The 16,332-nt window shown below is 62.5% G+C and carries 15 protein-coding genes; 9 read left to right on the top strand and 6 right to left on the bottom strand.

The window, feature by feature from the left end:
• The first annotated feature begins 130 nt into the window (after positions 1-130).
• From DEHOM01_RS08005 to DEHOM01_RS07970, 8 genes are all read left to right on the top strand, one after another.
• Positions 131-1,498 (top strand): glutamine synthetase family protein, encoded by a 1,368-nt coding sequence (locus tag DEHOM01_RS08005; protein WP_061212287.1) that lies wholly within the window; start codon positions 131-133, stop codon positions 1,496-1,498.
• Entirely contained in the window at positions 1,491-2,225 is a 735-nt protein-coding gene (locus tag DEHOM01_RS08000) for a gamma-glutamyl-gamma-aminobutyrate hydrolase family protein (protein ID WP_061212286.1), read from the top strand. Before DEHOM01_RS08005 ends, DEHOM01_RS08000 begins: the two co-directional genes overlap by 8 nt.
• Positions 2,222-3,580 (top strand): aldehyde dehydrogenase family protein, encoded by a 1,359-nt coding sequence (locus DEHOM01_RS07995; RefSeq protein WP_061212285.1) that lies wholly within the window; start codon positions 2,222-2,224, stop codon positions 3,578-3,580. The genes DEHOM01_RS08000 and DEHOM01_RS07995 overlap by 4 nt, the downstream gene beginning before the upstream one ends.
• A gap of 32 nt (positions 3,581-3,612) precedes the next feature.
• The gene (locus tag DEHOM01_RS07990; protein WP_034371421.1) at positions 3,613-4,410 is read left to right on the top strand and encodes a 3-oxoacyl-ACP reductase; all 798 of its coding nucleotides are present in this window, start codon (positions 3,613-3,615) and stop codon (positions 4,408-4,410) included.
• Positions 4,411-4,440: 30 nt separating this feature from the next.
• On the top strand, positions 4,441-5,172 hold the full coding sequence (locus tag DEHOM01_RS07985; protein ID WP_016663592.1) for a FadR/GntR family transcriptional regulator: 732 nt from the start codon (positions 4,441-4,443) through the stop codon (positions 5,170-5,172).
• Positions 5,173-5,429: 257 nt separating this feature from the next.
• Positions 5,430-6,797, top strand: a complete 1,368-nt coding sequence (locus DEHOM01_RS07980; protein WP_174519437.1) for an ABC transporter permease — start codon at positions 5,430-5,432, stop codon at positions 6,795-6,797.
• Positions 6,794-8,011 (top strand): ABC transporter permease, encoded by a 1,218-nt coding sequence (locus tag DEHOM01_RS07975; protein WP_061212283.1) that lies wholly within the window; start codon positions 6,794-6,796, stop codon positions 8,009-8,011. The genes DEHOM01_RS07980 and DEHOM01_RS07975 overlap by 4 nt, the downstream gene beginning before the upstream one ends.
• A 9-nt stretch (positions 8,012-8,020) precedes the next feature.
• The gene (locus tag DEHOM01_RS07970; RefSeq protein ID WP_061212282.1) at positions 8,021-8,644 is read left to right on the top strand and encodes an ABC transporter ATP-binding protein; all 624 of its coding nucleotides are present in this window, start codon (positions 8,021-8,023) and stop codon (positions 8,642-8,644) included.
• A 681-nt stretch (positions 8,645-9,325) separates the two neighbouring features.
• Here DEHOM01_RS07970 and DEHOM01_RS07965 read toward each other — a convergent pair.
• The 6 genes from DEHOM01_RS07965 to DEHOM01_RS07940 all read right to left on the bottom strand — a co-directional run bounded on the left by DEHOM01_RS07965 (position 9,326) and on the right by DEHOM01_RS07940 (position 15,340).
• Positions 9,326-11,785 (bottom strand): choice-of-anchor M domain-containing protein, encoded by a 2,460-nt coding sequence (locus DEHOM01_RS07965; RefSeq protein ID WP_061212281.1) that lies wholly within the window; start codon positions 11,783-11,785, stop codon positions 9,326-9,328.
• Positions 11,786-11,914: 129 nt separating this feature from the next.
• Positions 11,915-12,295, bottom strand: a complete 381-nt coding sequence (locus tag DEHOM01_RS07960) for a hypothetical protein (RefSeq protein ID WP_061212280.1) — start codon at positions 12,293-12,295, stop codon at positions 11,915-11,917.
• Between the two features lie 43 nt (positions 12,296-12,338).
• Positions 12,339-13,121 carry a hypothetical protein gene (locus DEHOM01_RS07955; RefSeq protein ID WP_061212279.1) on the bottom strand — a complete coding sequence of 261 codons (783 nt, stop codon included), beginning with the start codon at positions 13,119-13,121 and terminating at the stop codon, positions 12,339-12,341.
• A complete protein-coding gene (locus DEHOM01_RS07950; protein ID WP_061212278.1) occupies positions 13,118-13,633 on the bottom strand; it encodes a hypothetical protein in 516 nt (171 codons plus the stop codon). The genes DEHOM01_RS07955 and DEHOM01_RS07950 overlap by 4 nt, the downstream gene beginning before the upstream one ends.
• A 73-nt stretch (positions 13,634-13,706) precedes the next feature.
• Complete coding sequence (locus DEHOM01_RS09995; protein WP_061212277.1) at positions 13,707-14,954, bottom strand: hypothetical protein; 1,248 nt, start codon at positions 14,952-14,954, stop codon at positions 13,707-13,709.
• Positions 14,955-14,980: 26 nt separating this feature from the next.
• Positions 14,981-15,340 (bottom strand): hypothetical protein, encoded by a 360-nt coding sequence (locus tag DEHOM01_RS07940; protein ID WP_156468333.1) that lies wholly within the window; start codon positions 15,338-15,340, stop codon positions 14,981-14,983.
• A gap of 631 nt (positions 15,341-15,971) precedes the next feature.
• Between DEHOM01_RS07940 and DEHOM01_RS09815 the strand changes: the two genes are divergently transcribed.
• On the top strand, positions 15,972-16,217 hold the full coding sequence (locus DEHOM01_RS09815) for a hypothetical protein (protein WP_082738795.1): 246 nt from the start codon (positions 15,972-15,974) through the stop codon (positions 16,215-16,217).
• The last annotated feature ends 115 nt before the right edge of the window (positions 16,218-16,332 follow it).

The following is a 16,332-nucleotide window of genomic DNA, read 5'->3' as shown; positions in this document are numbered from 1 at the left end:
TTGCCAGACTTTCGGGTTGCATAGCTCACATCATGTGGTCTAATGGTTGCCAGACCGATGTTTAGTCAATGGCTTGCATCGCCACGTAAGGGCCCCGCCAGGCCACACCGAAGCACAATGAGGAGCTTCCATGTCAGGCAACGAAGGAATGCTGACGTTCTCAGAACTCACCAACCGCATCCACGCCGGCGATATCGACACCGTGATTCTCGGATTCACGGACATGCAAGGCCGACTCGTAGGCAAGCGCATCTCCGCTCGCCTCTTTCTCGACTCCGTCGCCGAACACGGAGCCGAGTGCTGCAACTACCTCCTCGCCGTCGACATCGACAACAACACGGTGGACGGCTACAAGATCTCCAGCTGGAAGAGCGGCTACGGCGACATGGTCATGAAGCCAGACTTGGCCACGCTGCGCCAGGTCCCGTGGATCGAGGGCTCCGCACAGGTCACCGCGGACCTCCTCACGACCTCGGGCGAGGAAGTCGCCCCCGCCCCGCGCAGTGTCCTCAAGAAACAGCGCGCTCGCCTCGAGGAGCGCGGCTGGACATGCATGGGCGCGACGGAACTCGAATTCCTGATTTTCGACGACACCTACCGTGAAGCGTGGGCCAAGGGCTACAACGACCTCACCCCCGCAAGCGACTACAACACCGACTACGACATCCAGGCCTCCACGCGCCTCGAACCGCTTCTTCGCGACATCCGCAACTCCATGGATGCCGCCGGCATGTACTGCGAGGGCGTCAAAGGCGAATGCAACCCCGGCCAGCAAGAGATCGCTTTCCTTTACGACGACGTGCTTACCACGTGCGACAACCACAGCCTCTACCGCACGGGCGCCAAGGAAATCGCCGAAAGGCACGGCAAGTCCATCACCTTCATGGCGAAGTTCAACCAGCGCGAAGGCAACTCGTGCCACATTCACATGAGCCTGCGCGACAAGGACGACAACCCCGTGTTCGCCGATGAATCCCGCGAAGGCGGGCGCAGCGTCATTATGGATCAGTTCCTCGCGGGGCAGATCGCCGCAGCGCGCGAACTTGCCCTCATGTTCGCCCCCAACATCAACTCCTATAAGCGCTATCAGCCCGGCACATTCGCACCAACCACACTCGCGTGGGGCCTCGACAACCGCTCGTGCGCCTTCCGAGTCGTGGGCCACGGCAAATCGCTGCGCTTCGAGAACCGCATTCCCGGCGGCGACGTCAATCAATATCTCGCAATGGCCGCGATGATCGCCGCGGGTCTCCACGGCATCGACAACGAGCTCTCCCTCGAGGAGGAGCTCGTGGGCAACGGCTACGAAAGTGACAAGCCGAGGGTGCCGACGACGCTCCGCGAAGCCGCCGACCTGTTCGAAAACTCCGAGATTGCCCATGCCGCCTTCGGCGAAGACGTCGTCGAGCACTACACGCGGGCTGCCCGGGTCGAACTCGAGGCGTTCGATGCCGCCGTCACGGATTGGGAGCGCGTGAGGGGCTTCGAACGTGGCTAGCGCACCCATCATCGGTATCTCGACATACCTCGAATCTGCCACGTGCGGGGTATGGGATACGCGCGCATCCTTCCTGCACGAGGCCTACCTTCAGGCGGTCCTCGATGCTGGAGGCGTGCCCGTCCTGTTGCCCCCGCAACCGTCGGAACATGAACGCGCTGCCCAGGTCCTCGCCCGCCTAGACGGGCTCATCCTCGCGGGCGGGGCCGACGTCAACCCGGCCCGGTATGGCGAGCAGCCGCACGAGAGGACCGGGGCGCCGCGCGATGATCGCGACGAGTGGGAAATCGCTCTGTACGAGGCGGCACGCAGCGCCGGGCTGCCCGTGCTCGCGATCTGTCGAGGCATGCAGATCGTCAACACCGTCCACTCGGGCACGCTAATCCAGCACCTACCCGACGTCGTGGGCTCGGATCAATATCAGCCCGCCCCGGGCGTGTTCGGCTCGGTGGACATCGAGATCGCCGATGGCTCGACGCTCGCGAGCATCCTCGGCAGCAGCGCGCACGACATCCCCGTGTACCACCATCAGGCGGTCGCGAAGGTTGGCAGCGATCTCACGGTCACCGCCCGCACGTCCGACGGCACCATCCAGGCCCTCGAGTCCCCTTCAGCACGGGGCTTCTTCCTTGCCGTCCAATGGCATCCCGAACAGCAAAGCGACGACCGCAGACTCTTCGAAGCCCTCGTCAATGCCACGCCCCATACCTCTAAGGAGCGCCCATGACTACGTTCGACATCATCAACCCCGCGACCGAGGAGTTCATTCGCAGCATCGAGCTCGTCGACGTCGAGGCGACTGACGACGCCATCGCCAAGGCCGTCGTTGCACAAAAGCGCTGGGCGGCCACCGCTCCAGCCTCGCGAGCGCAGGTTCTGCGGAGTTTTGCCCACATCGTCGCCGAGCACAACGAGGAGCTCGCCCAGATCGAGGTTGCCAATGCCGGCCACCCCATTGGGCAAGCTCGGTGGGAAGCGCAAAACGTTGCGAATGTCCTCGAGTATTACGCGGCAGCTCCCGAGAGGCTCATCGGCGAGCAGATTCCCGTCGAGGGCGGCGTGAACGTGACCTTCCATGAGGCGGTAGGCGTCGTCGGCATCATCACCCCGTGGAACTTCCCCATGCCAATCGCCGCGTGGGGCTTCGCACCTGCGCTCGCGGCTGGCTGCGCCGTGGTTCTCAAGCCCGCCGAATGGACACCGCTCACGGCGATCCGCATTGCCGAGCTCGCCCTCGAGGCCGGCCTCCCCGAGGACCTTCTCACGGTTCTTCCCGGCAAAGGATCGGTCGTCGGCAACCGGTTCGTCACGCATCCCGACGTGCGAAAAGTCGTGTTCACCGGCTCAACGGCAACGGGAAAGACGATCATGCGTGGCTGCGCCGAACAGGTCAAGACCCTCACGCTCGAACTCGGCGGAAAGAACGCGAACATCGTGTTTGCCGATTCCGATCTCGAGAAGGCAGCCGCCGCAGCTCCCGCGGGGGTTTTCGACAACGCCGGGCAGGATTGCTGCTCGCGCTCACGGATCCTCGTCGAAAAGTCCGTGTACGAGAAGTTCATGGAGCTCTTCGAGCCCGCCGTCAAGGAGTTCCGGGTTGGTGACCCCGCGAAGGACGACACCGAAATGGGGCCGCTCGTGGCGAAAGCCCACCTCGACAAGGTCACCGGATACGTGGACGACGAATCGCTTGTCGCCTTTAGAGGGAGTGCACCGTCGGGCCCCGGCTTCTGGTTCCCGCCCACCGTGCTCACGCCCGAGCGCACGCACCGGACGGTTCACGAGGAGATTTTCGGCCCCGTCGTCACCGTGCTGCCGTTCGAGGACGAGGCCGATGCGCTCGCCCTCGCAAACGACACCGAGTACGGGCTTTCGGGGTCGATCTGGACTCGCGACATCGGCCGCGCGCTTCGCGTGTCGCGCGGGGTCGAGGCGGGAAACCTCTCCGTCAACTCCCACTCGTCGGTGCGGTACTCCACGCCGTTCGGCGGGTTCAAGCAGTCCGGTCTAGGCAGGGAACAGGGGCCCGACGCCCCCCTGGCCTTCACCGAAACCAAGAATGTCTTTTTCGCGCAGGACTAGCCACCATCCACCCCTTGTAGAAAGGTTTTGACATGTCAGAGACGACTATCGACAAGATTGATCTCACCCAACGACTGAAGGGCAAGGTTGCCGTGATTACGGGCGGCAGCTCCGGCATCGGGCTTGCGACCGCCCGCCGATTCGCGGCCGAAGGCGCCACGGTCGTCATCGGCGATCTCGATGCGACAAACGGCGAGGCGGCTGCCAAGGAGGTCGGCGGCCTCTTCGTCGAAACGAACGTCACGAGCGAAGAGCAGGTCAACCACCTGTTCGACGAAGCAGCTCGCGTGTACGGCTCGGTCGATATTGCCTTCAACAACGCCGGGATTTCGCCCGCGGATGACGATTCGATTGAAACAACCGAGCTTCCCGCGTGGGAGAAGGTGCAGGACGTCAACCTGAAATCGGTTTACCTGTGCTCGCGCGCAGCGCTTCGCCACATGACGAAGCAGCAGTCCGGTTCGATCATCAACACGGCTAGCTTCGTGGCGGTGATGGGCTCGGCGACCTCGCAGATTTCCTACACGGCCTCCAAGGGTGGGGTGCTCGCGATGACGCGCGAGCTCGGCGTGCAGTTCGCCCGTCAGGGCATTCGCGTCAACGCCCTGTGCCCGGGGCCCGTGGCCACTCCTCTTCTTCAGGAGCTTTTCGCCAAGGATCCGGAGCGTGCGCAGCGTCGACTCGTGCACGTTCCGGTTGGGCGATTCGGTGACGCGAAGGAGCTTGCGGCCGCCGTCGCGTTCCTGGCGAGTGACGACGCTTCCTTCATCACGGCGTCCACGTTCCTCGTCGACGGTGGCCTCAGCGCCGCCTACGTCACGCCGCTCTGAGTCGCGACGCTTGTGACAAGATGTTGAGCGATGACTGAGCTGCCTGATCCCGCCCCCGTGCTGAACTCCTGGGTTCTGTTGAAGCCAGGAGCGGCCTCGAACGCTTTCGAGGGGACCGTGCACAGGCTTGTTCAATCGCTCAAACTTGGGCTCGTTGCTCCGGGGGAAAAGCTTCCTCCGGAGCGCGAGCTCGCCTCGATGCTCGGGGTTTCGCGCGACACCGTTCGCGAGGCCATCTCGGCTCTCGTTGAGGCGGGTTACCTCGAAGCGAAACGGGGCCGCTACGGCGGGACGTTCGCAAAGAATCCGCTTCCCACCTCGAGTGCGCTTTCGGAAACCTCGAGCAGAGTCGCATCCATCATCGACACTCTCGCCCTTCGGGCGGTTGTCGAAGTAGGGATCGTGCGCAGGCTCGCCCGCCAAGAGCTTTCACGCGAAAGCCGCGAACGGCTGTGGCGCGCCCACGAGGAATGCCAGGGTGCCGACCTGGCTGACTACCGCAAGTACGACACGCGCCTGCACCTGCTCATGGGGGAACTCGTTGACGCTCCCTCCCTCGTTCCGGTTCTCGCCGATATCCGCATGCGGGTCAACGAGCTTCTTGACCAGATCCCCCTGCTCCAGCCCAATATTGAGCATTCGTGCGAGCAGCATCAAAGGATCGTCCAGGCCATTCTTCGCGGACGGCCGGATGTGGCCTCGGTCGAGATGGAGGAACATCTCGCGGGAACCGAGGCGCTTCTTCGCGGCTTCCTCGACTAGTCACACCTCACTCTCCCGCGGCGTTTTAGGGGATTGATCCGGGATCGCCCGAGTTCTCGCAGAAAAAGGGCAGATTTCGGGACTTTTTACCCGTTTCAATCCCGGAGTTTTCCCCGAGGGGATGCCACTTTCACCGGGGTTTCCCACCCCAAGCTGGGAACCATTCCAGACTGCTTCGTTAGGTTCTTTCGTCGTTGCCGCACGCTGTTATGCGGCGGCTCAAACACCTAATGTTGCCTTCTGGAAAGGATCGTTCCGTGTCGTCTTTCGGCCGGGCCTGGCGCTACGTTTCACGTCAACGCGTCAAGTCGTTCATTATTTTGGGAATTTTCGCGGCGATGATGTCGGCGCTCATGGTGACCGGTTCGGTGACGCGCGCTGCCGATGCGGCGGGAGCACAGGTTGATCGGCGCACGGGCGCGGGCTTCGTTCTGCAAAACAACCCGCAGTTCAATCAGGGAACACCCCGCGGCGCAGGCACCGTGAAGGGTGCGGATATCGAGAAGATCGCGAAGCTCAAGAACGTCGACAGCTACGTCGCGCGCCAGAACGTCACGGCGGATCTTGTGGGCGCAAACGTCAAGAAGCTCGACCACAACGAGTACGACGAGCAAAAGGAAAAGCAGTTCGGCAACGCCGCCAACGTGTGGGGCGTGAACGGCTCTGAGCTGGAAAATAGCTTCCGCGGTGGGGCGCTCACCCTCACGCAAGGCCGCCACCTGCAAAGTGGGGACTCGCACAAGGCCCTCATTCACGAGGATCTCGCGAAAGCAAATGGCCTCAAGGTGGGCGATGAGATCACCGTGAAGGGCAACCAATTCGATGTGGATAACCAGAACAAGTCAACGACCGAGGTCAAAACGGAAATCGTCGGCCTTTTTTCGGGAGATAACCCGAGGCCCGTTGCCCAGCGCAGCGAGCTTTTCGCCAATACGCTATTCACGGATCTTGACACGACGCGCGAGCTCTATGGATGGACGGCGAAGACCGAGATTTATCAGGACGCTAATTTCTTCGTGAAGAAGGGCGCTGAGCTCAAGGCGGTCGCGGAGGAAGCGAGCCGTCTCGGCATCGACTGGCGCAACTATCAGCTTGCCCCGTCGACGCAGTATCTCGCGGGCATCACCGGTGCGGTTGATGGCGTTCGCTCGATCATGAACGGCGCGAAAATCGCAACGTTCGTCCTGGCCATCGCGCTTTTGAGCCTCATGCTGTTCCTGTGGCTCGGTGAACGCAAGAAGGAAACGGGTGTGCTCCTTTCGGTGGGCACCACCAAGGGTGGAATGCTGCGCCAGTACTGGATGGAGCTTGGGCTCATCGCCATTCCAGCGATTGCGATCTCGTATCTCGTGAGCACGTTTATCGCGCAATCTATTGGCTCTTCGGTGCTGGGAAGCGTCAATTCTTCTGCGAAGAATGGTTTTGCTCCCGGGCAGCAGGCCGGCGCCGATCTCGAATCGTCGAGCGCGCTTAAAACTCTCGATTCATTGCACGTAAGCCTCGGCAATCAGGATGTTGCATACGTCGCGATCGCGGCGGCCGTCGTCATTATCGTGTGCGTGCTGCTCGCCGCACTCCCGATGCTTCGCACGGCCCCGAAGAAGCTTCTGGTGGCACTCAAATGAGAGGCCTTTCTTCGGCGCGCCTCGCCGTGCTTTCACTGCGCAGGCGCCCCGCACGCAGCATCATTCTTCTCCTGCTCATGACCTTGATTTTCACGGGGCTCGTGGCGCAATCGGGTGTGCGTGCCACGATGGGCGATATTAGCGGCGCGATCGATCGGAACGTCGGGGCTGGTTTCACGGCGCAGAATTCCGACGCCAGCCTCGCCCGCACCGATGCCGACGCTCTCGCGAAGCTTCCCGGCGTGACCTCAAGTACGTACGAGACGGATCTTCTCGTGAAACCAAAAGGTCACCGTCCCGTCACGGCGGCCGGGGCGGTGCAGCTTGACCCGGAGTTCGCGAATGACATGACGGCAACGGCGACGACTAATTCGCAGTTGAATCCGCTGTTTCAAGGCAAGCTTTTCACGCTTGAGCAGGGCGAGCACCTGACGTCTTCGTCGCACGGCGCCCTCGTGCACAAGGACTTTGCCGCGAAGAACCACCTGTCGGTGGGAAGCGCGATCACGCTCGTGCGTGACGGCAAGCTCGTGCGACTCGTCGTGACCGGCATCTTTAGCGGGCGCGCGGAGAATCCGTCCGGCCTCCCTGCGGGCGCGGCCGAGAACCGTATTTTCGCCGCGGCCGAAGACATGTCGCCCCTAACCGATCCGGCGTCGTTGACCCTCGCGCGATACAGCACCGCGAGCGCTGAGGCGCTTCCTGCCGTGCTCGCGAAGGCGCATAAGGCTCGCCCTGACCTGAGCCTCGAGGATAATTCGGCGCAGTTTCGTACCGTTCTTGCCTCGATCGCAGGCGTGGAACGCCTTCTCACATGGCTCGTTCTTGGACTGAGCGCAGTGAGCATTGCGGTGCTCGTGCTCGTGCTCGCGTTTTGGGCGCGCGGCCGCCTTCACGAGATCGGGATTCTGCTCTCCCTTGGCAGGTCGAAGGGGAGCATCCTTCGTCAGTTCCTCACGGAGATTTGCGCGCTCGTAGCCGTCGCGGCGGTGCTCGCACTCGGGCTGGGGTTCCTCGCGACGAACGTCGTGAGCGAGGCTCTCCTGGCCCGTTCTCACGATCCGGTTCTCGAAGCCCTCTCCCCTTCCGCGAGTCCACTCGCGGCCCTGGCTGCGCTTGGCGTGGGCGCCCTCATCGTCGCCATCGCTGTCGCAGCGGTTCTTATTCCTGTTTTTCGGCGCAGCCCGAAGTCAATTCTCGCCTCTATGAGCTAGGAGCACATCATGAGCATTCTTCACCTCGATCACGTCAGCTACACCTACGAACAGTCTCGCGGCCGGGTTCTCGAGGACGTCTCGACAACCTTCGAGCTCGGGAAGCTCTACGCGATTGTCGGCGCCTCCGGTGCGGGCAAATCCACTCTGTTGAGCCTCCTTGCGGGCCTTGAAGCACCCACCGGAGGCACGGTGCGATTCAACGGAACCGATATCGCACAGACGGGGTATTCGAAGCATCGCCGCGAGCAGATCTCTCTGGTGTTTCAGAACTACAACCTGATTGACTACCTCACTCCGCTCGAAAACCTTCGTCTCGTGGATAAGAAGGCAGGCGTCGAAAGCCTCGAGAACCTCGGTCTCACGAAGGACCAGGCGACCCGCAATGTGCTTCGCCTTTCGGGTGGGCAGCAGCAGCGCGTTGCGATCGCGCGTGCGCTCGTGTCGAAGGCGCCGGTGGTTCTCGCGGACGAGCCGACGGGCAACCTCGACGAGGACACGGCGGAAGAGGTGATCGAGATTCTGCGGGGCGCGGCGAAAGCCGGTAAGTGCGTGATCGTCGTGACCCACTCGAAGCGGGTCGCGGAATGCGCCGACGTGCAGCTGCGACTAACGAAGCGGACGCTTGTCTGACGCTCGTCTAGCGGCGGCCCTCTCCTCGATGCCCCAGGTGGCGCCACCTTCTGGACTTCTCCAGGTGGCGCCACCTTCTCGTTTCCCCGAAACATCGCCCCTCCTCGACTCCCCCAAACACCGCCCCTCCTCAACTCCCCCAACTGCCGTCACCTTCCAACTCCCCCAAACACCGCCCCCTCTACTCTCCCAAACACCGCCCCCTCCTCGACTCCCCCAAACACCGTCACTCTTTATGAAGATTCGCCGGCGCTCCCAGCCCGACACAGCGCCAAACCCCACTTTTCTTCATGATCTGAGACGGGAAGAGGCGCATGAAGGGCCCGCCCCCCCCGAAACACCGCTACCTCCTCGACTCCCCCAAAAGCCGTCACTGTTTATGAAGATTCGGCGGTACTCCCGGCCCGGCACAGCGCCAAACCCCACTTTTCTTCATGATGTGAGACGGGGAGAGGATGTGGGACCGGGAGAAGCAGTACGCACGATGTGAGACGGGAAGAAGCAGTATGAAGGGCCCGCGCCTCCCCGAAAAGCCGTCACTCTTTATGAAGATTCGGCGGCACTCCCGGCTCGGCGCAGCACCAAAGCCCACTTTTCTTCATGATGTGGGACGGGAAGAGGCAGCATGAAGGGCCCGCGCCTCCCTGGAGAAGCGCGGGCCCTTTCTGTAGCTGTGAGCGTTTAGCTGTTCTTGCGACGCCTTGTGAGCGCCGCACCGCCGGCCGCGAGCGCGCTCGCGGCAGCAACGGTCAGGCCAACGCTCGCGCCTGTGCGCGGGAGGTCGCCCAGTAGATCGTCGCCGCCTGCATCAGATGCACCGCCGGCGTCGGAAGCTGCGGGTGCACTGCCACCGGCATCAGAGGCGCCGGCGCCCGCGGGATCGCCTTCGGCTCCGGTCCCATCGGTGTCACCGGCATCGCCAGCGGGGTTGCCCGGCTGGGCCGGGTTTTCGCCCGACGGATCCTGGCCCTCGGCGCCGCCCTGGTCGCCGCCCGGCTGCTCGCCCACAACGAAGGTGAGGCGCTGAGTCTTGGCGGTAGCCTCGCCGTCACCGGCGCTGCGCTCGCCGTTACTCGCCTGCTTAGCGTGCGCCGTGACGTCGATCGTGTACGTACCCGGCTTCGTGAAGGCCCACGCGGTGTGCATGTGGGTGCCGGGCGGAAGCGGGATGTCGGAAGCCTTCTCGCTCGTGGCGTACATCTGCTTGATGGTGCCGAAGTTCTCGGTGTACGCGAACCACTTACCGCCTTCGGGGGCGCTGACGGGGGTGAGCGTCATCGTTGCACCCTCGGGGTATTTGTCGCGATCGAGTTCTTCACTCGAGAAGCCCGGCCACACCCGGCCCTGCTGCTGGGACTGCGGCAGAACATACAGCTCGCTGCCCTTCGGGCCGAGCACGTCGTAGCTCTTATCGGCAAGCACGTTACCTTCACGCTTGGCCTTCGCGAGCTTCGTGACCTCGAGCGTTGTCGAGTCGATCGTGCGAAGCACGGACTTCTTCGCGTGCTGGCGCGAGTCGTCGCCGAGGGCGACGGAGAAGCTTCCGTCGCCGTCCATGACGCGCAGGTCAACGTGCCCGTTGTTGATGGTCACGGGGGTGTTGAGGAGGGAACCGTCGGCCCCTTCATCTCCGGCGCCCGGGTCCGACGCATCCCCGCCTTCCGGCGCGTCCGGGGTGCCCGTTGCGCCGTTCTCGGAGAACTGGGTCGAGATTTCCTTACCTTTGGCGGTCACCGGGCCGAAGTCCGCGACTTCGGTGTTGCCGATTGCGGCACGCGGAAGCGGCTCGAGGGTCAGGCGGAGGTCATACTTGTCGCCCATGCACGCTTCGCGGTCGATATCGAAGCTTCGGCGGCCCGGGCCGCTGACGGCATCGACGTCACACGTCGCGTACTGGGAGCCCTTTTCGTAGAACCCGCCCGAGACGTGATAGGTGAGGGAGTCGTCGGCAGGTTTCGTGGAGAGCTTCATCAGGGTGTCTTTGTCGCCGGCCTTCGCGCTCACCGAAACGTCGCGTGAGCTGACCTTTACCTCTCCCTTGGGGAAGCCGGTTGCGGCAGAGTCGGGGGTTTCCGTGGGGAAGTCGCCCGCGTCCTTCGTCGACGTGGCTGCTTGGCCAGTGCTCGAGGTGAGCGGCGCGCTGATCCAGCGAGCAGCGCCCTTCGTGGGCACGAACACGGCCTGGAAGGTCGACTTCTGCGAGCCGATCATCTCGCTCCACGTGGCCTTGCCGCCCTTCACGGGCACTTCGGCGAGGTGGTAGCCGTCGATGTAGAACACGACGGTGCCTTCTTCTTCGGCGTTGCCGGCATCGAAGGTGAGGTCGGTGAGGCGATCGTCGCCGTCCTTCTTCTTGCCCGTGTGCGGAGCGATGGTGAAGGTCGGAGCGGATTCGCCAGTCACTCCAGCGGCTTTGTCGTAGGCCGTCTTGACGTCGCCGAGCTTTTCGTCAGCGGGGTTGGTGCCGCCCACGCGCCACACGAGCGTTGTGGGCTTCGAGGCGGTGAAGGTGCCGTCGGACTTGCGTGCGCTCGCCTGGTAAGTGAGCTCGTACCGGCCGGGCTTGGTGAACGTCGTGAAGTTGTGGGTGTGCGTGCCCGGGTCGAGCCACACGGCACGTGAGACCTTGTCGTGCGAGGAGAACAGGTGCGTGACCGGCAGGTTGCCGTAGCTCGAGTAGTTGAACATGTTCATCTCGCCGGGGCCGTTGAAGCCCGTCAGCTCGATGGTGAAGTTCTCGTCCTGGAATTGTTCGATGGGCACTGCCGTGTCGGCGCCGAAACCGGACCAGATCGGGGTATTGCCCGGACCGGGGCTGTGGGGCGCCATGTAGAGGTGGTCGCCTTCCTTCCCAAGGAAGGCGAGGCGCGGATCCTTCGTCACGTCAAAGATGTAGCTTTGCGTGCCGTCCTCCTGGTAGCCACGTCCAACCCAGTTGGTGGTCTTGTCCAGCGGGAGCGTTTTCCCGTTGGATTGGGAGTTGATCTGGAATGTCTTGGCGTCTTTGTCCCAAAAGACCTTGGGCGCGTCGATGTGCGCGTTCGTCTGGACCGTACGGTCGCCGTCGGGCCCCGCGAAGGCGGGTGCGAGGGCGAGCGTGAGAGCCGCGAGCGTGGCGCCGGTGGAGCGGAGAATCCGCATGAACCCCTCCTCGAATGGTAACTGTTCTCATTTACAGTACAGCTACCGGCGCCTCGCCGCCACCCGAACGACGCCCAGGAGTGGACAAAACACCAAGGCGCTACGTGCGCGGGGCCCGGCCCGAGGGATCTATGCGCCGGGGGTTGTGCGCTTTCGTGCGGCGCGATCCTTCTTGCGGCGCTCGACAACCCAGCGCGGCGCGAACGGCCAGGGAAGCGGCACCCCGACGGCGCCGAGAATGCCTATGGGGATCATGACCACGGTGATGATCCCGAGGATCCGCAGCGGCTCAGCCACGAACGCCCCGCCAGGAAACCCCAGTTCCTCGTGGAGAATGAGCAGCGCGCCGACGCTAAAAACCGGCGTGCAATAGGGCAGGATCCACAGGTTCGGAATCTCGCGGTAGTCGTCGTACCACTCGGCGTTCTTCTGATACCGAACGTGGAACATGTAGAACGCAAAGATCGCTGCGGTCACGACGAAGATGAGGGACCACAGAAGAATCTTCATGCGTCCATCCTCCTCTTTCGCCACCGCCGAGCGGCGGTACGCCTCACCACGCGGAGATCTGCTGCTGGGAGGGGAGCTGATGGGCGGCCATCATGTACAGCACCCACGCATCGGTTGGCTGAAGGTAGTGGGAGCTACCGAAGATCTTGCGCGCCTCGGAGTAGAAGGACAGGTACCCGTGCGGGGTCGACACCCACGCGGTTGCGATCGGCTTCGGGCCATTCTCGGTGTGCTTCTCCGAGGCCACAACGACCTGCTCGTAAAGGCCCTGGGTCACGTCGCCGGCCACGCCCGGTGACACGTCGCGCACGGCCGCGGCGACATCCTGCTGGGCCTTATGGAGTTTGTCTTCCTCCCCGGGCTCGAGAACGAGGTTCTCCCACGTTTCCGCGTCGATCTTCACCGAGTCATTCGACGTGAAGTCTTTGTCGGCGACGGGCGTGAGATCCGAGAGATCAAACAGCACGGCATACCTGCTCGAGAGCTGATGCGACTTGAGCACGAAACTCGGCGCAGCAGAAACCTCACCCGTGAGAACGGTCTGGGCGCTCACGCAGCCGTCCGGCCCGAGCCACAGGAAGCGGTTGTCTTCCGCTCCGTTGCCGGCAACCGACGTGATCGTGAGCTGGTAGCGATAGTCCTTGAGGGTGCGCCAGATGCCCTCGGTGCCGTCGGCAACACGACCGTCACTTGCCACGACCTGGTCGTTCACGTCCACGACTCGAAGGCCCTCGTTCGGGATTCCCTTTTCGAGCAGCATCATGAAGCTCTCGAAGCCGAGTTCCACCGCGGTGCCGTCGCTACCCGTGTTGATCTGCTCAGTCACTGTGCCGACTCCTTCCACAGCAGGCTGTGCCCCATGTTCAAGATCAGCTGCGCTCTCTCGCCCAGCAGCTCGGTGGGGTACGTGATGGTGAGGTCAACGTGGACGCCGTTGTGCACCGCGGTCCACTGGAACATCACCAGCGGGATGCCGTCGGGGTTGGTGTACGACGCAATGCGTTGCAGTCCCGGCACCCCCTGAACGCCGACGGTGTCCGCATCAAGATGCATGAGCCGGTATTCGTCGAGCGTATCCGCGTAGGAGTCCTCGACCTCGTCCTGGATCGCCGCGAGCCCTTCCAGGGTCTCGATGCCCGCCTCGGCCTTCCTCTGGATGAGCACGATGTTCGGGCGGAACTGCTCGTTCCAGATTTCATCCGAAAGGTAAATGAAGATGCCTCGGTCAGCTCCCGACGTGTCTTCTTCCCACCCGCGAGGTGCGAACACATCGAGGACCATGTCCGGGTGCGTATAGGTCGTCATCTCTGCGGGTACTGCTTTACCCGAATCGGGCATTGCCTCTCCTCACATCCTCGTTTTCGACGTATGCGAACTATGCACACCGCCGTAGCTCGGCGTTTTTTGCGCGTCAGTCGAAGAGATTGCCAATGGGATCCTTCACCTTGTTCGCAAGCCAACCACCTGCCGCTCCGCCAGCGACGCCGCCGATGATGCCGCCGGCAACACCGCCCACCACGGTACCAACCGGGCCGCCGAAGGAGCCGATCGCAGCGCCCATGGCCGCACCGGCCTTGCCGCCGGCCCAGCCGCCTGCCGTAGCGCCGGCAGCAGACACGCCTGCGCGCGCGCCCTTTTCCACGTTGCCCATGTTCGGGTGAACCTTTGAGTCGGTTTGCCACGAGTCCACCGCGGTAGTCGCAGCCGAGATTCCTGTGCCTGCCCGGGATACCCATTTCGCGCCCGTAGCGACCTTGCCCCACTTGGCTTTCGTCAGCCCCTGGCTGTGAGCGTGCGGCACTCGCGAATGCTTGCCTTCAAGCTTGAGCATGCTGCGGCCAATGACCGCCTGGAGCGCGCCACCGAACGAATTGGGCTTGGCCAGGGGGTTCATCGGCGAGTTCTTCGCGAGGAACTGACCACCATTGGTAACGGCATCCGCATCCCAGCCGGTCAGGCCCTTAACGAGCCCCTTGCCGAACTTGCCCTTCTTGGCGATATCTTGCAGAAGCTTGGGTGCCCACCCCTGCCGGATCTTGATGCTGCCGTTCGTATAGAAAAAGTACGTGCTGTAGTACTTGACGAGGTCAGTGCCGAGCTTACCGAACTGGAGCAGCGCCCCCATGGCACCTTCAACATTGTTCCCGCGGGTGATGGCCCCCAGGAGCTTTTTCCCGATCACGGCGCCGGTGCTCTCCGTCGTGTTTCTGATCGAGTTCGCGCACGCCGAATCCGCCGCATCACGGTCAATCCGCAGCTGGGTGCACTTATTCTGCAATCTCAGCTCCCACGCGGCAAGCGAGGCCTGAGCAGCAGCGTCAGTGGGGTCCGCTAGCGCCTTCGCCGCTTCGTACTCCTTGATCTCGTTTTCGAGGTCAGTCTTTCGCGTCCTGAGCGGCCCCAGTTTGTCCGCGTAGGTATCCAAACCGTCGGCAACCTTGCCGGCCGACTTCATAATTTCGTCAGCCATTTCTTCGGGGGTCCTCATGGCGCGGTGCACCTGACCATCCTCCGGAGCGTGGTACTGCCCGCTGATGGGCTGCCATGCATTCGAGGTGTCCCTCATCTTCTGTTGGACATTCTCGCCAGCGGTGCGGATCTCCGAGGCACCACTGGTCACAATCGACGGGTCTTCGATTTCTGGTACGTCAAAAGTCATTGCAGTTCCTCACTCGTCGATCATTTTCACTGCATGCCGGGCATATCGCTCACATGGGCCTGCTGGTTACCAGCATTAGCCGCCGTGCACATGAGCTGATCGCCCTGGGTGTACTTCTGCACTGCATCGTCCGTGGAATCGATGTTGTTGTTCACCATTTCCACGAGCGCCTGACCCGCCGATTCGAAAGCTGACGCAACGTCCCCCGTAAGCGCAGCCGACGTTTGTTTGCTGTGCAGCAGCGATCCCCCCAAGTCCGACGCGCCGTTCTTGAGATCTCTGTTGGATGATTCGATCGCGGGGACGGTTCCCCTGGTATTCGAAATCGTGCCGCGCACGGCCTTGTCGTCGATGTCGTAAAACATGTAGCTCTCCCGAATCGTCAAGTTCGTGGCCTACAAGCTGTTCGAGCTCCCCTTGCGGGACCCAGTTAACATCACGAACAGATAACAAACCTGAGTGCTCCGTCACGGCGCGGGCGCACAGCGTTTCCGCGGCCGCTGGATGGTGGTCCAGTTGGGTGGGCAGGCAACCATGTCGTTCGCAGTTTTGTTTCCGACGCTTGCCGGGCCTTAACCGGATGCCTCGACATGCACGTGACTCTCCCGCAATTCTCCCACCAACGTTTTCCACATTTTCCACCTGTGCATTGATACCTCTCTGCCTGCACAAGATGATTGAGATATCGGCTGGGGGATGGTTGCCAGTCGCTTCCCTCGAACCTAAGCTGAAGTTGAGGCCGTTCACGTGGCCTTAGCGGGAAGGGAGCCCCGTGTTCGAGCCGCGCATCCACACCTCTGCTCTCAAACATGGATGCACACCTGAAGACGTCTCATGTGCGTTCGCCGCAAGAACCCGGGAGTGGGTCCTCGACGAAGATCCTCGTAAGGTTCTTTGTCTCGGTTTCGATCGGTCGGCCCGGATGCTCGAACTCATTGCCATTCGCGATCGAAGAGGCCGCTGGATGGTGATTCACGCAATGCCGGTTCGAAAGGTGCACATGCCAAGGAGGAAGCGATGAGCTACGAAGTCGTTGACACTGTACCCGGATTTACACCCGAGGGAATCGCCGAACTCCAAGCTAAAGCCGAAGCTGGCTTCTCGCCCGAAGAACTTGGACCAGAAAGACTTGGACCCGGCGCGTTCCTGGAAGTGCTGGCGCCCGACGTTCGTCAGGCCATCATTGACCGCTTGGATCTCCATTCGAGCACGCCCATCAACGAGCAGATTTCGAATCTTTTACGACCATTGCTCGCGGCCTGAGGCAAGGAGCGGGGATGGTAGCGACTCCGCCCCGCGAAGCTCCCTGGTCGTCAACTTTCTAATCAGGAAAGAAGCTCTTGGTGATCCCGCACGACGCAATGCGGAGTCTTTCGAA

The sequence above is a fragment of the Dermabacter hominis NBRC 106157 genome (assembly GCF_001570785.1).
Taxonomy (GTDB): Bacteria; Actinomycetota; Actinomycetes; order Actinomycetales; family Dermabacteraceae; genus Dermabacter; species Dermabacter hominis.
The sequence above is the reverse complement of the archived record's forward strand: the minus strand, read 5'-3'. Positions and strand labels throughout refer to the sequence as shown.

Excerpts from the sequence above, each read along its gene's own strand:
- DEHOM01_RS07995 (WP_061212285.1), top strand. The coding sequence starts at position 2,222 with ATGACTACGTTCGACATCATCAACCCCGCGACCGAGGAGTTCATTCGC.
- DEHOM01_RS09995 (WP_061212277.1), bottom strand. The coding sequence starts at position 14,954 with ATGACTTTTGACGTACCAGAAATCGAAGACCCGTCGATTGTGACCAGT.
- DEHOM01_RS07950 (WP_061212278.1), bottom strand. The coding sequence starts at position 13,633 with ATGCCCGATTCGGGTAAAGCAGTACCCGCAGAGATGACGACCTATACG.
- DEHOM01_RS07970 (WP_061212282.1), top strand. The coding sequence starts at position 8,021 with ATGAGCATTCTTCACCTCGATCACGTCAGCTACACCTACGAACAGTCT.
- DEHOM01_RS07975 (WP_061212283.1), top strand. The coding sequence starts at position 6,794 with ATGAGAGGCCTTTCTTCGGCGCGCCTCGCCGTGCTTTCACTGCGCAGG.
- DEHOM01_RS09815 (WP_082738795.1), top strand. The coding sequence starts at position 15,972 with ATGAGCTACGAAGTCGTTGACACTGTACCCGGATTTACACCCGAGGGA.
- DEHOM01_RS08005 (WP_061212287.1), top strand. The coding sequence starts at position 131 with ATGTCAGGCAACGAAGGAATGCTGACGTTCTCAGAACTCACCAACCGC.
- DEHOM01_RS07965 (WP_061212281.1), bottom strand. The coding sequence starts at position 11,785 with ATGCGGATTCTCCGCTCCACCGGCGCCACGCTCGCGGCTCTCACGCTC.
- DEHOM01_RS07960 (WP_061212280.1), bottom strand. The coding sequence starts at position 12,295 with ATGAAGATTCTTCTGTGGTCCCTCATCTTCGTCGTGACCGCAGCGATC.
- DEHOM01_RS07985 (WP_016663592.1), top strand. The coding sequence starts at position 4,441 with ATGACTGAGCTGCCTGATCCCGCCCCCGTGCTGAACTCCTGGGTTCTG.
- DEHOM01_RS07990 (WP_034371421.1), top strand. The coding sequence starts at position 3,613 with ATGTCAGAGACGACTATCGACAAGATTGATCTCACCCAACGACTGAAG.